The sequence below is a fragment of the Simplicispira psychrophila DSM 11588 genome (assembly GCF_000688255.1).
GTDB classification, from domain to species: domain Bacteria; phylum Pseudomonadota; class Gammaproteobacteria; order Burkholderiales; family Burkholderiaceae_C; genus Simplicispira; species Simplicispira psychrophila.
Genome location: NZ_JHYS01000021.1, coordinates 1 through 21,254 on the forward strand (window position 1 = coordinate 1; position 21,254 = coordinate 21,254).

The 21,254-nt window shown below is 59.6% G+C and carries 15 protein-coding genes; 4 read left to right on the forward strand and 11 right to left on the reverse strand.

From position 1 onward, the window contains the following. Window positions 1-279: 279 nt before the first annotated feature. The 8 genes from cas2 to hrpA form a co-directional block, all read right to left on the reverse strand. On the reverse strand, window positions 280-570 hold the full coding sequence (cas2, locus tag Q390_RS0115615) for a CRISPR-associated endonuclease Cas2 (protein ID WP_027996901.1): 291 nt from the start codon (window positions 568-570) through the stop codon (window positions 280-282). Window positions 571-580: 10 nt separating this feature from the next. Next, complete coding sequence (cas1c, locus tag Q390_RS0115620; RefSeq protein ID WP_027996902.1) at window positions 581-1,621, reverse strand: type I-C CRISPR-associated endonuclease Cas1c; 1,041 nt, start codon at window positions 1,619-1,621, stop codon at window positions 581-583. After that, complete coding sequence (gene cas4 / locus Q390_RS0115625) at window positions 1,606-2,265, reverse strand: CRISPR-associated protein Cas4 (protein WP_027996903.1); 660 nt, start codon at window positions 2,263-2,265, stop codon at window positions 1,606-1,608. Before cas4 ends, cas1c begins: the two co-directional genes overlap by 16 nt. A gap of 32 nt (window positions 2,266-2,297) precedes the next feature. Further along, complete coding sequence (gene cas7c / locus Q390_RS0115630; protein ID WP_027996904.1) at window positions 2,298-3,179, reverse strand: type I-C CRISPR-associated protein Cas7/Csd2; 882 nt, start codon at window positions 3,177-3,179, stop codon at window positions 2,298-2,300. Further along, on the reverse strand, window positions 3,176-5,035 hold the full coding sequence (gene cas8c, locus Q390_RS0115635) for a type I-C CRISPR-associated protein Cas8c/Csd1 (RefSeq protein ID WP_027996905.1): 1,860 nt from the start codon (window positions 5,033-5,035) through the stop codon (window positions 3,176-3,178). Before cas8c ends, cas7c begins: the two co-directional genes overlap by 4 nt. After that, window positions 5,032-5,706 carry a type I-C CRISPR-associated protein Cas5c gene (gene cas5c, locus Q390_RS0115640; protein WP_027996906.1) on the reverse strand — a complete coding sequence of 225 codons (675 nt, stop codon included), beginning with the start codon at window positions 5,704-5,706 and terminating at the stop codon, window positions 5,032-5,034. The genes cas8c and cas5c overlap by 4 nt, the downstream gene beginning before the upstream one ends. A gap of 52 nt (window positions 5,707-5,758) precedes the next feature. Beyond that, window positions 5,759-8,050: a CRISPR-associated helicase Cas3' gene (gene cas3, locus Q390_RS0115645; RefSeq protein WP_425423956.1), complete on the reverse strand. Its 2,292-nt coding sequence runs from the start codon at window positions 8,048-8,050 to the stop codon at window positions 5,759-5,761. Between the two features lie 82 nt (window positions 8,051-8,132). After that, window positions 8,133-12,158 carry an ATP-dependent RNA helicase HrpA gene (gene hrpA, locus Q390_RS0115650; RefSeq protein WP_245606943.1) on the reverse strand — a complete coding sequence of 1,342 codons (4,026 nt, stop codon included), beginning with the start codon at window positions 12,156-12,158 and terminating at the stop codon, window positions 8,133-8,135. Between the two features lie 171 nt (window positions 12,159-12,329). Here hrpA and argA point away from each other — a divergent pair, with 171 nt between their 5' ends. The 4 genes from argA to Q390_RS0115670 all read left to right on the forward strand — a co-directional run bounded on the left by argA (window position 12,330) and on the right by Q390_RS0115670 (window position 16,578). Further along, on the forward strand, window positions 12,330-13,676 hold the full coding sequence (gene argA, locus Q390_RS0115655; RefSeq protein WP_027996909.1) for an amino-acid N-acetyltransferase: 1,347 nt from the start codon (window positions 12,330-12,332) through the stop codon (window positions 13,674-13,676). A 148-nt stretch (window positions 13,677-13,824) separates the two neighbouring features. Next, window positions 13,825-14,796: an oxygen-dependent tRNA uridine(34) hydroxylase TrhO gene (gene trhO, locus Q390_RS0115660; protein ID WP_027996910.1), complete on the forward strand. Its 972-nt coding sequence runs from the start codon at window positions 13,825-13,827 to the stop codon at window positions 14,794-14,796. Beyond that, window positions 14,793-15,425, forward strand: coding sequence for a glutathione S-transferase (locus tag Q390_RS0115665; protein WP_027996911.1), 633 nt, complete (start codon window positions 14,793-14,795; stop codon window positions 15,423-15,425). The genes trhO and Q390_RS0115665 overlap by 4 nt, the downstream gene beginning before the upstream one ends. Before the next feature lie 340 nt (window positions 15,426-15,765). After that, entirely contained in the window at window positions 15,766-16,578 is an 813-nt protein-coding gene (locus tag Q390_RS0115670; protein ID WP_027996912.1) for a sulfite exporter TauE/SafE family protein, read from the forward strand. A 45-nt stretch (window positions 16,579-16,623) separates the two neighbouring features. Here Q390_RS0115670 and Q390_RS0115675 read toward each other — a convergent pair whose 3' ends face one another. The 3 genes from Q390_RS0115675 to Q390_RS0115685 all read right to left on the reverse strand — a co-directional run bounded on the left by Q390_RS0115675 (window position 16,624) and on the right by Q390_RS0115685 (window position 21,251). Further along, entirely contained in the window at window positions 16,624-19,044 is a 2,421-nt protein-coding gene (locus Q390_RS0115675) for a sensor domain-containing protein (protein WP_027996913.1), read from the reverse strand. Then, window positions 19,041-20,366 (reverse strand): cyclic di-GMP phosphodiesterase, encoded by a 1,326-nt coding sequence (locus Q390_RS0115680; RefSeq protein WP_027996914.1) that lies wholly within the window; start codon window positions 20,364-20,366, stop codon window positions 19,041-19,043. Before Q390_RS0115680 ends, Q390_RS0115675 begins: the two co-directional genes overlap by 4 nt. Window positions 20,367-20,504: 138 nt before the next feature. Continuing rightward, on the reverse strand, window positions 20,505-21,251 hold the full coding sequence (locus Q390_RS0115685) for a sulfite exporter TauE/SafE family protein (protein WP_027996915.1): 747 nt from the start codon (window positions 21,249-21,251) through the stop codon (window positions 20,505-20,507). Between the last annotated feature and the right edge of the window lie 3 nt (window positions 21,252-21,254).

Sequence of the window (21,254 nt, forward strand, 5' to 3'; positions counted from 1 at the left end):
GTTTCAATCCACGCGCCCGTGTGGGGCGCGACCCCGCCGAGGCGGTTCTGACCACAGCAGTCGATACCGTTTCAATCCACGCGCCCGTGTGGGGCGCGACCTTCGTCTTTATAACTCACTGATATCACAAGGCAAATTCGCTGCATTCTGCGTACCTCAGTGGCATGGCATCTGCATTGCTTGGCAAGATGTGAGATATAAAAAATATCTTTTAACTTCAATAGGTTACAAATTTGCGAACCATTATGGATTTCATCAGTCGCTTGAAGTTCGCAAAATTCAGAGGATCAATGGTGCATTCAAGTCCAACACTGGCTTTGCCCCCACGTGCTCCACCTTACTTTGCCATTGCCGACCCAAATAGTAAAAGCGCAAACTGTCCATCGTAGGATCAATGATTTGAACCAGCTGTGTCTTCAACATGACCCACTGCGCCGCATCCACCTCAATCTCAAAAACTGAAAATTGCACCCGCTGGCCAAAATTCAGGCAAGCCTTGGCAATGCGCCGTAGCCGCCGGGCGCTAGACCCATCTTGGGTACTAATGTCATAGCTGACGAGCACCATCATGGCGACGGTCTCACTTCCACAAAAAAGGTGGATAAGCATCCAAATCACCGCGCAGATGACGTGCCAACAACTGGGATTGAATGAAAGGAAAAAGACCAATCGGTGCCTTCTCTTCCAAAAAGACGTGCCGCAATTCCTCACGTTTACGTTCTTGGTACGCAGTGAGAACCGTCTTGCGCGACTCTTCGCGCAGCAGCACAGCGCCGTTATCCATCACCTGAAAATCACGCTCACCAATTTGACGCAGGTTGATCAATGACAGCGCGAGTCGGTCGGCCAGTAAAGGGCGAAACTCTTCCAGTAAGTCCAATGCCAAGCTGGGTCTTCCCGGTCGGTCACGGTGCAGAAAGCCCACTGCCGGATCAAGTCCCACGCTTTCGAGCGCTGAACGACAATCGTGCGTGACGAGCGTATAGAGGAAAGAAAGCAGCGCATTGACCCTGTTAAGTGGCGGGCGCCTGCTGCGGCCAGCAAAGCGCAGTGCTTCGCCGGGGATGCGAATAAGGTGGTCAAACACACCAAAGTAGCACTGGGCGGCCTCTCCCTCATACCCGCGCAGCACGTCGATCGAGGGCTCCTCCATCAACTTATCGGAAATACGTTCGATACGTTTGTGTGCATGTGCCAGGGCGGCTTCATCTTCAGTGGCCAACTTGGTGCCGTGATCGCGCAATGCCCGACCCAATACCGCGCGTTGGTTATGCAGCTTGCCCAGCAACACATTGCGAACGATGGCGGCGCAATGGACTGCGTCATCGCTGCACCGGTACTGCTGGCGGCGCAGCAACACATTGCCTGAAACGGGGCCTTCAACACGCGCCAGAAATTTGCCGTTAGACGTGAGAAAACAAGTGCTGATGCCTTGCTCTGCGCAATACCCCAATAGCGGCGGCGACACCAAGACACGGCCAAAACACACCAGACTCTCCAACATGTGTACGGGCAACCGAGCGCGCACTGCTTTGTCTACTTCCATCACGATATTGGCACCGTCCTTGTGCAGCCATGCGCCCTCGGTGGTGACATACAACGTGTTCAATTGCCGGCGCATGGCATCCCCTCCTCGTTTTCATCTTTGAGCTGCTGGGCCAGCCAAGCATTGACGCTGCCTTTGCGGCCCAATAACTTAGGCTGGCACAGGTCGATCAGCGAGCAGGCATCGCACAGCTTGGCGCTGTACTGCGCCGACGGGGTCGTGCCCGATGTCAGCATGGTTCGCGTGGATTCAATGGTGTCGCGGGTAAGTTGGCGTAAACCATCGTCAAAAACCACAGACATGCGGCGGCGCGTTTCTCCATAGAACAGAGCGCCTTCAGCAATCGATTGGCCCAACATGGCCTCTAAACACAAGGCTTGGGCGCACAGCTGCACTTCATCTGCCCGGTGTGCCTTGGGACGTCCACGCTTGTATTCCACTGGAAAGGCTTGTTCACCGTCTGGCCCCTCCTGAAACTCGACCACATCAGCGATACCCGTAATGCCCAATCCAGCGTGTGTCAAAGGCATTGCTGTGCTGGTACGCACACCGCGCCGTCTCTCTCCACGGGGTTTGTCTGCACGCTCGTGCAGCACCCGACCTTCTGCCGTGTGGCGGCTTTCTGCCCATAGTTGCTCGACGTGGATCAGGGCGCATTGGCGTGGACAGTACAGGTAGTGCTGCAAAGCAGACAAGGGAATAAAGTCATCCGTCTCCATGGCCTGCTTTGTGGTGGTGTTTGCCAGAATTTTTAGATTAACTCTTGCACCGACACACCTGCCGGAATGGCGGCGCGGTCGATTTCCACGCGGTAGTCCGTAAAGCGGCGTGGCGCACTGTCTGAATTAGCGTCAGCGGACGCAATCTTCACCGCATCAAATAGCACATGCGCAGGCGCGTTGCCCATAGCGCTTTCATGCTTGAACACGATCAGTTTGCGCGCTGCCATTTCACCGCGTGCAGCCGAGCGGTCGTGCTCGAACATATTGATCAGCGCATTCCAGAACAACGCCAAATCAGCGTCAGAAAAACCTGTGCGTTCAGCCAGTTTGGCGGATATGAATCCGTGTGCGCGGTACAGGCCGTAGGGAATGATGTGCTTACGACCCATGGTGCGGTTGTCGCCACTTTGTGCTTCGGCTTCTTTCACGGTGGTTACTGCCATGCGGGTAATCGAGATTTCAAGCGGCACCACCGGGTCAATAGAGGTGGCAAATGCCAACTGGATCGGGCCGCGCACTTGACCGGCGTTTACGCCTGTGGTCATCACGGCACCAAAGGTGCGGACATCAAAAAAATTGTCACACATCCAACGCGTAATGGCCTGCGCTTTCTCTGCTTCCTTGGGTAGTTTTTTTTCTTCTGGCTTAAGCGAAATAGCCTCGTATGCCTTGAGGTGCTGGTTATTGAGGACGGCCTTTTCCTGCATATAGATCGCGTAGCCTGGGGAATTTTCCTTATCCAGACTGACAAAATTGCGAATCTTGCGCTTCAGACAGACGTCAGTCACCAGTCCGCAGTTGGTCTCGGGATCGAGGCGCGGCAGGTTACCTGCATCGGGATCGCCATTGGGATTGCCATTGATGACGTCAAAGAGGTAAACGAATTCGTAACGGTTGGCAATGGCGGTCATGCGGGATCTCCCTCTGGGTTGTTATCGGTTTCGATTTCAGTTTCAGTTTCGGCTGCACCAGCCGCATCGCTTTTCACAAATCGGCTTTGCGATTGGTGGTAGTAGCCGATGGCAAAACGACCTTGCTCCTCAATGCGCAGGCTGCGCGGGAAACTGTCGGTCAAGCCTTCAACAATCTCACGGATGTCTTTTTCTAGATTGACCGCCAGACCCGGCTTGTCTTTGCGCAGCTTGGCGATGTGGTTCTGCGTATTGCGCAGCAGCACCGGAAAGACCGAGGCCGGTGTGGCCGAAGCAGCGCCGTAATAACGGTCGCGAATCGTGGCATTGACCTGCCCGCCCAGCGCACTGCGCTGCACCGCCTCCAGCACGGCAAACAGACGGCCCAGCCGATAGCCAGGACTTGTAGATTGCTTGTTCAGACTCACCGGTACCTCCTCGTTTTGGTTATTAATGCCCAAGCGCTGCTCACGCGCCAAGATGCCCTTGCACAGCGCTGCGCGCAGCCCAGACAAATTGCCGTCTGTGCGGATACGCATGATGGTGTTGGCCAACAGGCTGCGCGGATATAGACCGCCGCTCAGGATGGCGCGCATGAATTCGCCCACTAAGTTGTTGAAGGCATCGTCCATTTTTGGCATGGAGCCCTCCCGGTGCGGCACTGTGGCCAGTACCAAGCGGCGCGCTGTTGGGGGTGTTTTCCAAGGCACCGGTTCGAGGTGCAAGTCGTTGGCGTGCTCGGCAAGGCGGCGGGCAAACTCGCCCAGCGTGCCTTCTTGCCAAAAGCGGATGGAAATGCGCGACGCATTGGGCGCCAGTCCCAAGACATACATGCGCGTGTCTTCATGCAGCCGAGGATCAATTTCGTGCAACGGCCTGCCCTTAGAAATTTTTTCTAAAACGACGTGTACACGGGCTGCCTCTTGCAGGTCATCAGGCCCGGTGTTGATCAGACTGGAAAAAGTGAACTCTGCTTGCTCTGCCGCCGCTGCATTGGCCGTATCGGCCCAGAACACCACGCTGGTGTCACCGATCTGGATGCGCTGGCGGTTGTGCTCGCTGCGCCGCAGCAGGTAGTTGAGCACGGTGGTATAGGCAAAGGTGGCTTGTATCGAAACAGGAGCATTTGCCCCAGTGTTGTTTTCTTTTTTTGCTGATGAGGCCTTTCTCAGCGCGCCAAAATAAGAAAGGTAAGCATCGTCGTTGAATGAAGCGATGGATGCTCCATTGGCTTGTGATCCAGTCACACCTTTGATAGATGCGTGTAAACGAGCCAACGTAGATTGCTCTCCAGTAACCAAACATATACCGGTCAGCGCTCCCTCCTCTTGCGCAGCAAGCAGTGTTGCTCGAACCGTCTGTGCCGCTGGACGCTCATGCAAGTAGCTGTTTTCTCCATCGAGTCGAAAAACGACGTTTGCATCCAGCATTTCTTCTTTGAACGGCGCACTGGAAAAGCGCTCTGGTGTCCATGCTGCTAGAAAAAAAATTAGTGCTTTCAATCCTGGGTCTTCTGTACCTGCCAAGTGCTCTTGGTGGAGCACTTTGAATGCTTCATGCTCTTTTTCAGAGCGTGTATTGCTAGCGCTGACGCCAAGTACGTAGCTGGTTTTGTCCCAAAGGAAGTTGGATTTGATACCTACTGTGCGTTTTTCAGGCTGCGGCACATTCATCATGCGCGGCAGAGGCTTCTTGCCCGATGTGTCGCGGACATCGTTTACATCAACCACGCGCCCGTCGGGTGTCAGCAGGATTTCGTAGCTGATTTTTTCGGGGCTGTAGCCAAAGGGTGCCAGCCCTTCTTCGCCGCGCGCCAATAGGCGCTGGTAATAGCTGTTGAGGGCTTGGAGGATCATGCTTTGATCTCCTCGCTGTGCCAAGGCGGCACCTCAATCACGCCGCCTGACATTTGCGCGCGGAAGAAGCGCGGCGTCATGCTCCGGTCAAAGTCGATGTCGTGCAGCATCCAGCCCAAGTCACGCTCAGGCAGCAGGCTTTCATGTTTGTCAGGGAGTGCTGCACCGTCTTCCAGTAACTGAAAATTGGCTGGAAATTCACGCACACCCATGCACGGCATCTGAAAGCACTGCCCCTTGCGCGCACGGCGGTTGAAGATGTCGAGGTGCTTGCCAATGGAGTCATCCGCTCCGGCCTTGGGCGTGAGTTCAAAATGCGCTTCAATCACATAGGCCACATCGCGCAGGATGGTGGCGGCGCGTTGCTGGCGGTCTTCATCCACATAGTTCGCCAGCCCGGCGGTTGATCCGGCCTTCATCGCCTTGGTCACGCTGGCGGGAGAGACTTTTCCGCCCACCTCATTGCGCCGGATGGATTCAAAGCGGATGGGCTTTAAGACATGGATGCGGTCGATGTTCCAGCGGATGGCTGGCTTCCAATGAATGGCATCCAGAATGCCGCGCGCAGCGGACGGGGTGATGACGTCGTAGGAGACGCGCTCCACTTTCATCTCGGGCCGGGTGAAGCAAGCGCGCTCGCCCCAGACCAGTAGTTTCACTCCGTATCCCATACTTACTCCTTGCTGTCTTTGCAGATAGTCTTCGAGTAACCCTACAGAATGCTTACCAATTGAGGTCTTCAGAGCGAATGAGCGCCGGATTGTCCCAACTCAGACCAAATCGTTCGTTATAGAGCCCTTCGTGTGCTAACACCATGAACTGCTCTCCCCACTTTTTGGGTGCTACAGGAATGACAGCCCCAGCCTTGTAAAGCGCATCAAAACCCTGCCGTGGCAATTGCACCAAATAGGGTTGCAGCTTGCGTGCCAAACCCACACTGCCTTCGGCAAACTCCAAGTCTTTTAGCGCTTCTCGGGCGCAGTCGTCATACGGCACGATGACTGGCATTTGCACGTTGTCAATCATGCGAAATTGGGTGGCCAAAGTCTCCATCGGCAGACTGTCCGGCTGGCTGGCCTTGAGCAGGCCCAGGAGGTTGTGTTTGTCTAGTTGCTGACTGCCCTTTTGCCAATACAACAAGGCAAAGTAGCGGCGAATGGCTTCGGGCGACAGCGGATCACCCTCAAATTGGCGCAGCACTTCACGCGCTGCCTGTGCATATTGGACAAGTTCGGGCGGCGGTGCCCAATCCTCGTTTTCTGTGGCGAACACCAGCACCTCGCTCAGGGCAGTGCTTCGACGGCCTTCGCGGTTGCAGCGGCCAGCGGCTTGCGCAATGGAATCCAGACCGGCTTCTGCGCGCAGTACGGTGGGGAAGTCCACGTCCACCCCGGCTTCAATCAAGCTGGTACTGACCAAGCGGCAAGGCGCTCCGTTGTTAAGCATCTGCCGCACCTCAGCCAGCACTGCGCTGCGGTGTTTCGCGCACATCAATGTGGTGAGGTGGCGCGCCCCCGGCAGGTCGGCCATAGATTGGTACACCGCACGGGCATGGCGGCGGTTGTTGACGATGCACAGCACCTGCTCGCGTGAACGCATCTCGGCCGTCAGGGTTTCATCGTTCCAAGTGCCTACATGGCGCACGCGCACCCGGTCAAGCTGCTGAAATAACTGGATCGGATCGGGTGCCAGTTCATGCACGCCAGTCAGGCCACCTTCAAATGCGGGCGCTTCCAGCGCTGGCTGTGTGGCCGTACACAGCACCACGCTAGTGCGGTAATTGCGTGCCAGCTCGTCGATAGTGGCCACGCAGGGACGCAGCAATTTGAGCGGCATGGTTTGCGCTTCGTCGAGGACCACCACGCTGGCGGCAATGTTGTGCAGCTTGCGGCACTGCGAGGGCTTGGCGGCAAACAGGCTTTCAAAAAACTGCACCGCTGTGGTGACGACGATGGGCGCATCCCAGTTTTCCATGGCCAGCCGCAGCTTCTGTGCTGATTGGTATTTTTCTGGATCGTTGCGTGGTGGGGAGGACTCGATAAAGGCGCTGTGGTGTTCCAACACGGCTTCCTTACCAAAAGGCCCCAATGCACGACGGAACACTTCTGCGTTTTGCTCAACGATGCTGGTGAACGGAATCACAAAAATCACGCGCCGCAGTCCGTGGCGAATGGCGTGATCGAGGGCAAAAGCGAGTGATGCCAAGGTTTTGCCGCCGCCCGTGGGCACCGTCAGCGCAAACAGACCGGGCGCGTGCTCTGCCTGGCTGCGCACATGGCGTAAGACGTCAGCGCGCAGACGATTGACGCTACTGTCTGCCTTGAAGCCACCGAGGTACACGTCGAGCTGCTCACGCAGCAGGACCAAAGAAGGTGGCGCAGCACCCGCATTGCGATGGTTGGGACTCTTTTCGGCGGCTTTATAGAAGCGCTCTGTATCTAAAAAATCAGCATCCACCAGACTCGAAAAAATCATGCGGGTGAGAAAAGCCAGCTGAAACGGGTAACGCTCTTTGGCTTGTGCGCGATTTTTGCCGTAAAACTTGAAACCCTCTGGAAAGTCGATTTTCGCGGGCAGAGTGATGTCCGCTTCCCATGCCTTATCCAGCTCTGGCAGCTTGGCAACCAGCCGCTCGTCCAGCGCAGTGCGCGCGCCTTCGCCCCGCCCATTGGCCAGCCCCGCATGGTGACCTGCAATGCCGTAGGCCAGCAAATAGCCGATGGGCCCAAACCGCTGCTGTGCAATGCACGCACCCCAAGCCGAATGATCGACACGTTCGAGCGAGCCGCACAAACGCGCTTGAAAAGGCACAGTGTATTTACCCACATCGTGAAGATGCCCGGCCACCGTAGCCAGCGCTTGCGCGCCAAAGAAGGCCGCAAATTGCCCAGCCTCGTAACCCACATTGTGCAAATGCGCTGATAGCGTTTGCCAGTCGCTGCGATCCGCAGTCGCCGTGGAGTGGGCAAAGAACAGTTTCATTCCTGCTGGCGCGATGGTTTCGGTGGAAGTCATAAATCGCTAAAAATAATCAAATTTAATAGCTAATAGCGCACGTAGTTAAAAGCCTAGAGGCCTAAAACATGCATAAACCACATCAGCTATTGATCTGCCCCCACAGCTTGTCCAGGCGTTTGATGCTGACTGGCTGGGGCGTACGCAGTTCTTGGGCGAAGAAGCTGACGCGCAGTTCTTCTAGCAGCCAGCGCAGCTCCTGCATCCGCGCATCGACTTGGCCCTTGCGCTCTGCCACCAAACGCCAATAGCGCTGCTCTTGCGGGCGCAGTTCGGCCAGCTTGGCAGCGTCGCGGGCCGGGTCGGCGCGGACTTTGTCGAGGCGCGCGGTAATGGCTTTGAGGTAGCGGGCAAAGTGCGCCAGTTGCGGCCACGGCGCGGCAGTCAGAAAGTTTTTCGGCACCAAGCGCTGCAACTGCGCCAGCGCGTCTGCGGTGGCCTCGGGCGCGCCTTTGGTGTCTTTGATTTTGCGCACGGCCACGGCGTATTCCAGCAAGATGGTCGCCGCCAAGCGCGCCACTTCGTTGGCGATCAGCGTCAGGCGGCCACGGCCTTCTTGCACGCGGCGTTCAAAATCGGCGGCGTTGGTCGGCAGTGGGTCGAGCAGGAAAGCGCGGTTCATCGCCACGTCCAAAATCTGGCCGCGCAGCTCTTCCTGCGTGCCCAGCGGCATATAGGCCACGGCCATTTTTTGCAGGTCGGGGATGTTTTTTTCTAGATACTTCAGCGCGTCTTTGATGTGCAGCGCGCACAGGCGGCGCAGGCCGGCGCGGTGTTTGGCCGCCGCCACGGCCGGCTCATCAAACACTTGGATGCTGACGGCATCGCCCATGTCCATCAGCGCCGGAAAGCCGATGACCGTCTGGCTGCCTTTGCCAATTTCCATCAGCTCGGGCAGCTCGCCAAACGTCCACGCGGTGTAGCGCTGGTCAGCGGGAAAGGCGTTTGAAGTAGCTGCGGCTTTATCTTCCGTTTTATGCGCTTCTTTTTTAGGAGCTGCTAGCGCACGCTTTTGCTCATTTTCAGCCTCTTTTATGTCTGAATCGCTTTGTTTACCAGCGCTACCAGCTATCTTTAATGAAGCCAGCGCCTGAAACGCACCGCGTGCCTTGGCACCCCATTCGGCTTTGAGTGCGCCCAGATTGCGCCCTTGGCCGAGCTGGCGGCCATGCTCATCGACGATGCGAAAGTTCATGAACAGGTGCGCCGCCACCATGTCCAGCTTGAAATCAGCGCGCTTGATGTCTAGCGAAGTTTCATCGCGCGCTTGTTTCAGCAGCGCGTCCATCAGGCCGATGCGGCCGATGCGGTCGGGCGTGCCCAGCAACTCTGCCAGCCGCGCCGCTGATTCTGGCAGCGGCACAAAGCGGCTGCGCGGGCGCTGCGGCAGGCTTTTCAGCAGCGCTTGGATTTTGTCTTTGAGCATCCCCGGCACCAGCCATTCGCATTGCTCGTCGTGGACTTGGTTCAGCACAAACAGCGGGATGGTGACGGTGATGCCATCGCGCGCGTCGCCCGGTTCGTGCAGATAGCTCGCTTGGCAATCAACGCCGCCGAGGCGCACGGTGCGCGGGAAGGCGCTGGTGGTGATACCCGCCGCCTCGTGGCGCATCAGCTCGTCGCGGGTCAGCTTCAACAACTCAGGCCGCGCTTTCACTTCAGTGCGGTACCAGTTTTCAAAGCTGCGGCCATTGCACAGCTCTTGCGGCACTTGTTGGTCGTAGAAGGCGTAAATCAGCTCCTCATCGACTAACACGTCTTGGCGGCGCGATTTGTGCTCCAGCGATTCGACCTTGGCGATCAGCTTTTCATTGGCTGCCAAGAACGGCAGGCGCTTGTGCATCTCGGGCAGCAGGTCGCCGCCGACCAGCGCTTGGCGGATAAACATCTCGCGCGCGGCGTGCGGATCGACCTTGTCAAAGCCGACGCGCCGGCCGCTGTAAACCACCAAGCCGTACAGCGTGGCGCGCTCTAGGGCGACGACTTCGGCGGCTTTTTTCTCCCAGTGCGGGTCGAGCAGTTGCTTTCTCAGTAGGTGCGCGCCGACCTCTTCCAGCCACTGGGGTTCGATATTGGCAATGCCCCGACCAAACAGGCGCGTGGTTTCGACCAGCTCGGCGCAGACAATCCAGCGCCCTGGCTTTTTGCGCAGGTGTGCACCGGGGTGGCGGTGAAACTTGATGCCGCGCGCGCCGACGTAGTCCGAGGCATTCGGGTTAGCCGCAGCCGCGTCTTCCGGCTTGAAACCGATGTTGCCCAGCAGGCCCGACAGCATGGATTTATGCAGCTCTTCGTAGCTGGCGGGCTGCGGATTCAGCTCCCATTTGTGCTCGCGCACCACGGTCATTAGCTGGCTGTGGACGTCGCGCCACTCGCGCACGCGGCGCACGTTGATGAAGTTTTGGCGCAGCAGTTGCTCGTATTGGCGGTTGCTGAGTTTGTGGGTAGCAGCGCCGTCCAGCCCGATGACTGCGGCTGGCGCTGGCGCAGCTATCGGCAAAGACACCGGAGCCGCCGCCACCAGCCGCTGCGACACCGGCAAAAACGCCTGCCGCGCCGCCACGCCCTTAGTCCGCGCCACCTGCTGTTGCTGCACGCGCGATGAGGCTAATGTCGGCATGACGCCGCCGCGCGCCTGTTGCAGCCAGTTCCACAGCGTCAGGTAGCCGCTGAACTCGCTCTTGTCGTCGTCAAACTTGGCGTGCTGCTGGTCGGCCTGCTGCTGCGCGTCCATCGGGCGGTCGCGCACGTCTTGCAGGCTCAAGGCGCTGGCAATCACCAGCACCTCGCTGAGTGCACCGCGCGTACGCGCTTCCAAAATCATCCGGCCCACGCGCGGGTCGAGCGGCAATTTGGCCAGCTCGCGCCCCATCGCCGTCAGCTCGTTTTTGTCGTCCACCGCGCCCAATTCATTGAGCAGCTGGTAGCCGTCGGCAATGGCGCGGCTGGACGGCGCGTCGATAAACGGAAAGTCTTCGACCACACCGAGGTGCAGCGACTTCATCCGCAAAATTACGCCGGCCAGCGAGCTGCGCAAAATTTCCGGGTCAGTAAAGCGCGGGCGGCCAAGAAAGTCGCTTTCTTCGTACAGCCGAATGCAGATGCCGTTGGCCACGCGCCCGCAGCGGCCAGCGCGCTGATTGGCCGCCGCTTGGCTGATCGGCTCGACCAGCAATTGCTCAACTTTGCTGCGCAAGCTGTAGCGCTTGACCCGCGCCGTACCGGCGTCAATCACGTAGCGAATGCCCGGCACCGTCAGCGAAGTCTCGGCGACGTTGGTCGCCAAAATAATGCGCCGGCCCGTGTGGCTGTCAAAAATCTGGTCTTGCTCGGCTTGGCTCAGGCGGGCAAACAGCGGCAGCACTTGGGCGCTGCGCATCACCGGCTGGTGCGCCAAGTGTTTGCGCAGGTGGTCGGCGGCTTCGCGGATTTCGCGCTCGCCGGGCAAGAACACCAAAATATCGCCGCCCGCGTTGCCTTGCCACAGCTCATCGACGCCATCGGCAATCGCGTCGTTCAGGCCGTAATCACGGCTTTCTTCAAACGGCCGCCAGCGCTGCTCCACCGGAAAGGTGCGGCCCGAGACTTGGATGATCGGCGCTGGCCCTTTGGACGATGCAAAGTGCTTGGCAAAGCGGTCGGCGTCAATCGTCGCCGACGTGACCACGACTTTCAAATCCGGCCGGCGCGGCAAGATTTGCCGGATATAGCCCAGCAGAAAATCAATGTTCAGACTGCGCTCGTGCGCCTCGTCAATGATGATGGTGTCGTAGGCTTTGAGCAGCGGGTCGGTCTGCGTCTCGGCCAGCAAGATGCCGTCGGTCATCAGCTTGACCGAAGCACCCTGGCTCAGGCGGTCTTGAAAGCGCACCTTGTAGCCGACCACATCGCCCAGCGGCGTGTTCAGCTCTTCAGCAATGCGCTTGGCGACCGAGCTTGCCGCTATTCGGCGCGGTTGGGTGTGGCCGATCAGCTGGCCTTTCTGCCCCGGCGCGGCATTGAGTTTGCCGCGGCCCAGCGTCAGCGCAATTTTGGGCAGCTGCGTGGTCTTGCCCGAGCCGGTTTCGCCGCAGACGATGATGACCTGGTGCTTGTGCAGCGCCGCCATGATCTCGTCGCGCCGCGCGGACACGGGCAGGGATTCAGGGAAAGTGATTTTCAGGGGGGAAGCGGGTGCGGGAGCAGACAAGGTAGCGACTTCGTAGAGAATCGCGAATTATCCCAGCCTCTGCTGGTTTCTACTGAGCTTGCCGTTATCTCCCTGACACCCCTGCCCCGCATGTCCACCGTTTTCAACTTCACTTTCGTGCCCTGGTTTCGCTCGGTGGCGCCGTATATCCACAAGTTTCGCCACCAGACCTTTGTCGTCGGCCTGACCGGAGAGGCGATTGCCGCTGGCAAGCTCCACAGCATTGCCCAGGACTTGGCGATGATCAAAGCCATGGGCGTGAAAATTGTGCTGGTGCATGGCTTTCGGCCGCAGGTCAATGAGCAGCTACAGGCCAAAGGCCACCAGGGCAAATACGCGCACGGCATCCGCATTACCGACTCGGTGGCGCTTGATTGCGCGCAAGAGGCCGCCGGCCAGCTGCGCTTTGAGATTGAAGCGGCGTTCAGCCAAGGGCTACCCAATACGCCAATGGCTGACTCGACGGTGCGGGTGATTTCGGGCAATTTCGTCACCGCGCGTCCGGTCGGCATCGTCGAAGGCATCGACTTTGAGCATTCGGGCGTGGTGCGCAAGGTGGACGTGGCCGGCATCCAGCGCGCGCTGGACATGGACGCGCTGGTACTGCTATCGCCGTTTGGCTTTTCGCCCACCGGCGAGGCCTTTAACCTGAACATGGAAGAAGTCGCCACCTCGGTGTCGGTGGCGCTCAAGGCCGACAAGCTGATTTTCATGTCGGAAATCGCTGGCCTGCGCGTGCGCCCCGAGGAGCCCGAAGGCGAGGACAACCCGCTGGACACCGAACTGCCCCTCGCCCAGGCCCGGCAGTTGCTGGCGCGCGTGCCGCCCAGCCAGCGCCCGACCGATATCGGTTTTTATTTACAGCACTGCGTCAAGGCCTGCCAGGGCGGCGTCGAGCGCAGCCACATCATCCCGTTTGCAGTCGATGGCGCCCTGTTGCTGGAAATTTATGTCCACGACGGCATCGGCACCATGGTGGTCGATGAAAAATTGGAAGAACTGCGCGAAGCCAACGCCGACGATGTGGCCGGCATCTTGCAGCTGATTGAGCCGTTTGAGAAAGACGGCACGCTGGTCAAACGCGACCGCACCGAGATTGAGCGCGATGTCGCCAACTACACCATCATCGAACACGATGGCGTGATTTTTGGCTGTGCGGCGCTGTACCCGTACCCCGAGGCGCGCACGGCGGAGATGGCCGCCGTCACCGTCTCGCCGCAAAGCCAGAGCACCGGCGATGGCGAAAAACTGCTCAAACGCATCGAGCAGCGCGCGCGCAACCTGGGGCTGGACAGCATCTTTGTGCTGACCACGCGCACCATGCACTGGTTCATCAAACGCGGCTTCGTGCAGGTCGATCCCGACTGGCTGCCCGAAGCGCGCAAGCGCAAATACAACTGGGATCGGCGCAGCCAGGTGCTGGTCAAGCGGTTCTGAGCCGGCGAGCACAGCATTTCAGGTAAAAAAGGCCTCAAACGCTGATGTAGCAAGCGCTGATAGCTATTTATAAAATAGCAGTAAAAGTACGATGGCTGCCGCCAGCGCCGGCTGCAGCAGCCCAGGCGAACGGCTACCATGCCGGGCCATGTCCGCCTATCTGACCGCTGCCCTCTACCAATTCGTCGATCTGCCCGACTGCGCCCAGCTACAGGCGCCGCTGCAGGCCTGCTGCGATGCGCACCACGTGCGCGGCCTGCTGCTGTTGGCACCCGAAGGCATCAACGGCACCATTGCCGGCCCGCCCGACGGCGTGCACGCCGTGCTGACCTGGTTGCGCAGCGATGCGCGCCTGGCCGGCCTGCAGCACCAGGAAGCGAGGGGCGAGCGCCAGCCGTTTTACCGGATGCGTGTGCGCCTCAAACGCGAAATCGTCACGCTCGGCGTACCGGGGCTGAACCCGGCGCGCAATGCCGGCACTTACGTCAAAGCGCAAGACTGGAACGCCCTCATCGACGACCCAGCCGTGGTGGTGGTGGATACGCGCAACGACTACGAAGTCGGCATTGGCAGCTTTGCCCGCGCCCTGAATCCGCATACGCGCAGCTTTGCCGAATTTCCAGCGTGGGTGGCGGCACAGTCACAAGCCGGTGGCGCGCTGGCCGGCCAGCCGCGCATAGCCATGTTCTGCACTGGCGGCATCCGCTGCGAAAAATCGACCGCCTACCTGAAGTCGCAGGGGTTTGAAGAGGTTTACCACCTCGAAGGCGGCATCCTCCAATACCTGAAGACCGTGCCCGAGAGCGACAGCCGCTGGCAGGGCGACTGCTTCGTCTTTGACGAGCGCGTCTCGGTCGGCCATGGCCTCGTGTCGGGCCAGCACCAGCTGTGCCGCGCCTGCCGTATGCCGCTGGGCGCGGCCGAACTGGCGTCGCCCCACTACGCCGCTGGCGTGCGCTGCCCGTTCTGCCACGGCACGCGCAGCCCGAAGCAGGAGCGCGCACTGGGCGAGCGCGAGCGCCAGATGGCGCTGGCGGCGCAGCGTGGCCAAGCACATATCGGCACGCACCGGGCTGCCGCGCCCGATAAAACCATCCCGCACGAAAGCCGCAAGGCATGAGCGTCTTGCCCATTCTGTATTCGTTTCGCCGCTGCCCTTATGCCATCCGCGCGCGGCTGGCGCTGGCCGTGGCGCAACAGCCTTACCAGCTGCATGAAGTGCTGCTGCGCGACAAACCCGCCGCCTTACTGGCTGCGTCGCCCAAGGGCACGGTGCCGGTGCTGGTGTTGCCCGAGGGCCGTGTGCTCGACCAAAGCCTGGACATCATGTGCTGGGCATTGCAGCGCCACGATCCGCAGCAGTGGCTCAGCCCGCCCGGTGCCACGCTCGCTGACATGTGGGCTTGGGTGGCGCAGTGCGACGGTGCGTTCAAACAAGCCCTGGACCGTTGCAAATATCCCCAGCGCCTCCCCGAGAACGACCCAGCCCAAGCGCGCGCCGATGCCAGCGAGTGGCTGCTGACACTGGAGACGCGGCTGGCCGACTCGGCGTATCTGTGCGGCACACAGGCCGCGCTGGCCGATGTGGCGATTTTTCCCTTCGTGCGCCAGTTCGCCGCCATCGACCCACCCTGGTGGCACGCACAACCCTGGCCCCATCTGCAGCGCTGGCTACAGCAGTGGTTGGAAACGGCGCTGTTTGCGGACACCATGCGCAAACATCCACTGGCGCCAAACCCACTCTTGTAACCTGATTTGGTGGCATGCACCTTACGGCTCGCAGTACCCATGTCATTGCCCTGTTTTGCTCTGTGGGCTGCTTGCCAGACCCTACAATGGGGACGTCTGCGAGGCTGCCGGGCTTTATATTTCCTTGAACCAATGCTCATTGAGCCCGGGCTTGGTATATTGCCCAGCGAGCGTGATCATCTCGCGTCAGATGAACCCAACGCAGGGCTGCCCTTGCCCACCTGAACCCCCGGTTCAGGATGCCGGTTCGGTGGCATTCGCAGACACCTTTTTTACAGCGCGTCCTAGTGGCGCGCTGTGTCATTTTCAGCCTCGCGCGCTTTCGGCTTCGCTCTTTCCCATGCTCAGTCCCCTGTTGATCGTTGAATTGGCTGCCCTGGGGCTTACCACGGGTTTTTTGGCCGGTTTGCTCGGCATTGGCGGCGGGATGCTGATGGTGCCCTTCGTGACCTACCTGCTGGGCCAGCAGCAGGTGGCGCCCGATCTGGCAGTGAAGATGGCCATTGCCACCTCTATGGCCACCATCCTATTCACCTCCATCTCCAGTGTGCGTGCCCACCACCAGCGCGGCGCTGTGCGCTGGGACTTGGTGCGCAGCCTGGCGCCCGGCATTGTGCTGGGCGGCATAGTGGCCAGTCTGGGCGTGTTTGCGCTGCTCAAGGGCGCTTTTCTGGCGATCTTTTTTGGCCTGTTTGTCAGTTTCTCTGCGGTGCAGATGTTTCTGGACCGCAAACCTGCCGCCGCACGACAAATGCCCAGCACCGGCGGGCAAGTGGCCGCAGGCAGTGCCATCGGCTTTGTCTCGGGCCTGGTCGGCGCCGGTGGCGGTTTTATCAGCGTGCCGTTCATGACCTGGTGCAACGTGCCTATCCGCAACGCCGTGGCCACCAGCGCTGCACTGGGTTTTCCGATTGCGCTGTCGAATGTGTTGGGCTATGTCACGGCGGGCCAATCGGTGCCCGGCCTGCCACCGGCGTCTTGGGGCTATGTCTGGCTACCGGCGCTGGCGGTCATTGCCTCCTGCAGCGTGCTGACGGCACCGCTGGGCGCACGCTCTGCGCACCGCTTGCCCGTGCGTTTGCTGAAACGTGTTTTTGCCAGCCTGTTGTTTAGTCTGGCGGGCTACATGCTCTGGAAGGGGCTGAGCACGTAAGCACCTACTACAAGATCAACCGCACCGCTGATCAAGCAGCCCAGGCTATGCTGTGTTGACACGGCGCAACAGCACATCAAAAGCGGCCGGCGCCAGGGCCGGTGAGCACAAGAAACCCTGGTAATGATCACACTGCAACTGCTGCAACACAGCACACTGGGCAAGCGTTTCCACCCCTTCGGCCACTACTTCCATGCGCAGTGCATGTCCCATGTGCACGATGGCACTGACGATGGCCAAGTCGCCTTCGTCCTCTGGCAAACCGCGCACAAACGACTGGTCCACCTTCAATTTGCGGATGGGTAATTTTTTCAGGTAGGCCAGACTGGAATAACCGGTACCAAAATCATCAATGGCCAAGGCCACACCCAATGCCGCCACGGTAGCGAGGCGCTCAGCCGCCTCTTGCGCGCCTTGCAGCAAAATCGATTCGGTCAGTTCCAGTTCCAGCAGCTCAGGTGGCAATTGATACGTGGCCAACAGCTGCGTCAAGCGCTCGACAAAATCAGGCTGGCAAAACTCCAGCGCCGACACATTCACCGCCATCACCAGTGCTGTGCCCGCCTGCTGCCAACGTGCCGCCTGCTGCACGGCCTGTTCCAGCACCCACGCTCCGAGCGTGATGATGTAGCCGGTTTCTTCGGCCAGGGGGATGAAGACACCTGGCGAGATGGTCCCCAGTTCAGGATCCGTCCAACGCAGCAAGGCTTCTGCACCCAGGATGACACCGCTCGACAGGCTTAACTGCGGCTGGTAGTGCACTGTCATGCACTGGTGCTCCAGCGCATGGCGCATGGCGTGCTCCAGCCGCATCCGGGACAGCAGGTTGGCGTTCATTTGCGGGTGGTAGAAACCATAGTTTCCACGCCCCTGCTCCTTGATCCGGTACATCGCTGTGTCAGCCTGCTTGATCAGCTCATCGAGCGTGATCCCATCTTGTGGACACAGGGCGATGCCCATGCTGCACTGAATGGAAAAACCAATCCCGTCCAACGTGAAGGGGCGGCGCATCTCCTCCAGGATGCGCTGCGCCACCATCTCGCTCGCGTCGACATTGGCGCTATGCAGATACACCACAAATTCATCACCGCCCAGACGGCACAGCACATCCACCCGGCGCAGACAAGACTGCAAACGTGCCGCCACCAATTGCAAAACGCGGTCACCAAAAGCATGGCCAAGCGAATCGTTGATGATCTTGAAGCGATCCAGATCCAGAAATAGCACGGCAAACTGGGCTACACCGGGCAACGTGGCCTGGATGACTGCCTCCACACGTTGCGACAGCAGCAAGCGATTGGGCAAACCGGTCAGCACATCGCTGTAAGCCAATTCGTTGATGCGTTTTTGCGCCGCCTCTTGTGCCGTCAGGTCGCGGATGAAGCCGATGCTTTGACTGGCCTGGCCTTGCTCGTCACGCAGCCAGACCCACGACAAATGCACGGCGCAAGCGCGGCCAGTAGCACGCGAAAGCACCAAGTCGCCCTGCCATAGACCATCGTGCTGCCCGGCCGTCTGGATCTGACTGAAAAGAGGGGTGCCGTTGGCAGAGGTAAACAGTGCTGTGACATCCGCACCCAGCAAGTCCTGCGCCGACTGGGCCAACAAGGCCTCGCCAGCCGGATTCACACTCAGCAGGCGGTGGGTGCAGTCGGCAATAAAAATGGCATCAGGGCTGGAGTCAAAGACTTTGGCTGCTAGGCGCAAACCCGCCTGCGCCTGCACCTCTTGGCTAATGTCGCGGAATGAATACACCCGCCCCATGACGCTGCCATGGTGCAATTGGGGTACGCTGCGGCGCTCCAGCATCTGCCCGCTGCGCAGCGCAATGACATCGCGGCTGTGCTCTTCAGGGCTCGCAGCAAGGGCCATGAGGCGCTCCAGATAGAGAGTCTGGTCGGCCACGCCCGCGGCCATGAAACCATGCACGGCGGCATCGTTGCGCTGCACCAGCAGTTCTTGCGGCATATCCCAGATATGCGCCAGACGCTGATTGAAGGCGCGCACACTGCCATCCAGACCACACACCAAGATCCCGTCGGCGGCAGAGTCCAGCGTCGCGCGCAACTGTGACAGGAGCGACTCAAGTGCCCGCTCGGTGCTCTGCTGGGTGCTGCAGTCCAGCATCGTCACCAGCAACGCAGCACCCGGATCAAGCAGAGCAAAAGGCGCCACGCGGCGCTCGACCGGTACCAGCACGCCATCAGCGCGCAGCACACTGGAAAAAGAGTGGATGCCCTGGGCCAACAGGGCCGGGGTATCGCTCCAGAACACCTGATCTTCTGGCGTCACGGCCAGCTGCAATACCGGCATATCAACAAAATCAGTGCGCGGTATATCGGCCAGGAGTGCAGCGCTCAAATTGGCAAAAAGGATTCGTCGAGTGTGCGCATCGACCACCCAGACAGCTTCTTGCAGAGCGTCAAAGGCGGCGCACCATACGACGTCTTGTGCAGGTGCATTCATAAAGAACCCTCGTGCCGCGGCAGTTCTACAGCACGCTCGAAAAAATAGCAGATCCGCTGGCGTGGCGATAAATAGTCCAGCGCGGCGCGCGGCAGCTGTGAGGGTTTGAGGCTGCGCCGAATACCCAACTCGGGCAAGCTCTCCAGATCCAGCAAGTGTGCGTTCGCTTGCGACACGTCGGGATCGTGCACGATGACTTTGGGGCGCAGCGGACGCGCTGAATTGACTGATACCACCAGCGCATACAAGCCATTAACCAACTGCACTACCGATCCCGGCGGATAGACACCCATCATGCGAATAAAAGCATTCAGTGTGGCCGGATCGAAATGCTTTTTCAACCGGGAAAAAAGCACCGATAACGCTTCGTGTGGCGTCAAGGAATCGGCATGATTCACTGGATTACACAAGCCATCGTAGTGGTTCACCAAGGCCAGAATACGTCCTGCAGGACTCAGATCCTCACCCAGCAAACCTAGAGGAAAGCCACTGCCGTCGGCCATTTCATGGTGCTGTGCAATCGCGATCAGTACCGTGCTGGACAGCTCCATGCTTTGGGCCAGCGCGACCGATGCACCGACGTGGTCTTCATAGCCGATCCGCTCGCCGCCGGCCCTGGAGGGAGAGGGTTGCGCCACCTGCGCCGGCAGCTGCAGTTTGCCCAGGTCGTGCAACAAAGCAGCCAATCCAAGCTCTTGCAACTCCGGTGCAGTCAAGCCTTGCGCCTTGCCCAGCAGCAAGCACAGCACCATCACATTGATGGGATGCATGGCATTGCCTTCGCCGACGCCTTCAGACAGCAGACGAATCACCGACTCACCGTTGGACTGCAAATCATCGACACAGTCAGACACCAGCGCCTGGCTGACAGTGCGTGCCCTGGCCACATCCTTGCGCGCAACCTGCGCCAAACTGCGGTACTGATCCACAGCCGACAGGAAGCGCTGATCCGAACTGATAAGGCAGCGCTGCTGCGCCGCCAGACGGCGCTTTAGTGGCATCTCCAGGGGTGCCGAAGACCAGGCTACGGGGAATGCGTTGGCCAGAGCGGCCGATTCCGGCGCAGCAGCAATGTCTGTTTTTGTTTCTGCCTGGGCCTCTTGTTCTGGCTGTTTTTCTGCTTCTGCTTCAGGTGGTGGAGCGCTTTTTTCTGGCGCATAGCGCACGCGCTCCAGGCCCAGGCCGCGCAAGGTGTCGATCTGATCGAGCGAAGCGATACGAAAGCTGCTGACAGGAAACGGGTGGCGCATCCAGCCCACGTCGAGATGAACAAACATACCCACGCGCAACTGACTGAGATCGATAAAAGAGGAGTTGTTCACTTGAAGGGGCCAGGATTCAGGAGAGTCATTCCAGTTGCAGCATGATGCAACTTGTCACCCATTATCGGTGCCATTCATGGCTGAAATTAACTCGTTCTACTGGTCTCACAGAGTAACTACAAACTGCGCATTATCAAATTACCGGCACCACAGCGAGGGGCGGTACACCAGATCCATCCACAGAGCGGCACTGGCCACGCCGCACAGCAGGAAGCCGGCAATGCGTGTACCCCAACTAGCGCGGACGGTATTGAGACGCGCGCGCAGATGCAACCACAGCCACGGCCCGGCTACTAACCACAGCCCGCTGCCGACACCAAACAAGGCCATGGTCAGGGCGCCTTGCATCGCGCCACCACTGAGAGCAGCCACCAGCAGCGCTGAATACAGCAAGCCACAGGGCATCAGTGCCCACAAAAAACCGGTAGCAAATACCCCGCCCGGTGCCGCCACCACCGGGCGCACGCGCGCCCAGACGGAGCGCCCAGCGTTTTCTATCCAGGCCGGCTGGCGCGCCTGTACCATCATCATCAGCCCCCACGCTAGGACGGCAACATGCAGAAAAGTCCAGGCGGGGCGCAGCGCCATGGTTTGCTGGGTCATCCAGGCCAGGCTTTGCATGGCCAGCGCCGCCACCGCACCCGCGCTGGCGTAGCCAAGCAGCCGGCCAGTGTGGTAAGCCAGCAAGCGCCGGCCAGGCCGACTACGTTGATTTTTGGGTTGCCATTGCAGTGGCTGCTCTGCCGGGTGGGGCAGGGCTGCGTCTTTCGCCGACCCGTCCCCCGCCCCGATCACCGCGCTGCAAGGCGCAGCGCACATGGCAAGGCAATGGGGGCCACCGACCAATCCCATCACGAAGGCTGTCCAGGCGAGTGACGCCAGCATGTC